This window comes from Bradyrhizobium sp. CCH5-F6, from assembly GCF_001556045.1.
GTDB lineage: Bacteria > Pseudomonadota > Alphaproteobacteria > Rhizobiales > Xanthobacteraceae > Bradyrhizobium.
Map to the genome: position 1 here is coordinate 1 of NZ_LSIC01000213.1, position 743 is coordinate 743.

1 protein-coding gene is annotated in these 743 nt (G+C 64.1%); it reads left to right on the top strand.

The window, feature by feature from the left end; genetic code table 11:
* Positions 1-282 precede the first annotated feature (282 nt).
* A complete protein-coding gene (locus AX729_RS37225; RefSeq protein ID WP_061029793.1) occupies positions 283-528 on the top strand; it encodes a PilZ domain-containing protein in 246 nt (81 codons plus the stop codon).
* Positions 529-743: the final 215 nt, after the last annotated feature.

The window sequence follows — 743 nt, forward strand, 5'->3', positions numbered from 1 at the left end:
CGCTCAGGCCCCGCCAAGAACTCATATGCGATAGCCCTGCCCGCAAGCGGGAGAGGGAGCTCACCTCCATCGTTGCAGCGATCAAGCCTCATCCCGTCCTGCACCAGGCCGGGACGACAGCGAGGTTGAGACGGCACCTCCACACCTCACTACCGCCGCTTTCCGCCTGCGCCGGCACTTTTCGTTAAAATTCTTCCGCCGGCCTTAGCTGCTTCGCATCGACTCCCCGGCATCATCGTCACCCGAACCCGCCGCTAGATGCGGAATTGGAGGAGAGTGCCAATGCATCCGCGCCGCCATGTCCGCGTCAAGCCTGCAGGGTTGGTGTCCCGGCAGGCCAAGATCATCACCGATCCGCGCGCGCCGGTGATCCCCTGCACGCTGATCGATTATTCGCCCGGCGGGGCCTGCGTCGATCTCGGCGGGCAGGTGAAGATCCCCGATCGCTTCGAGCTCCTGCACGTCAACACCAGGAAGCGCTGCCGCATCGCCTGGAAGCGCGGCTCGCGCGTGGGCGTGGTGTTCTAAAGCGGAATGGGCTCAGGTTGAATCGATTGCCGCGGCTCGTTCACCTCCCCCGCTTGCGAGAGAGGTCGGCGCGCGCCGGGCGATGCGAAGCATCGTCCCCTGCGCGCGGCGGGTGAGGGCTCTCACCATTTGGGGATTTTCTCCGCAGTTCTCGACAATCTGAACTTCCTCCGAATGAGTGGACACCTGTAGTAGGCTCGTTGAGCCTGGAGGTG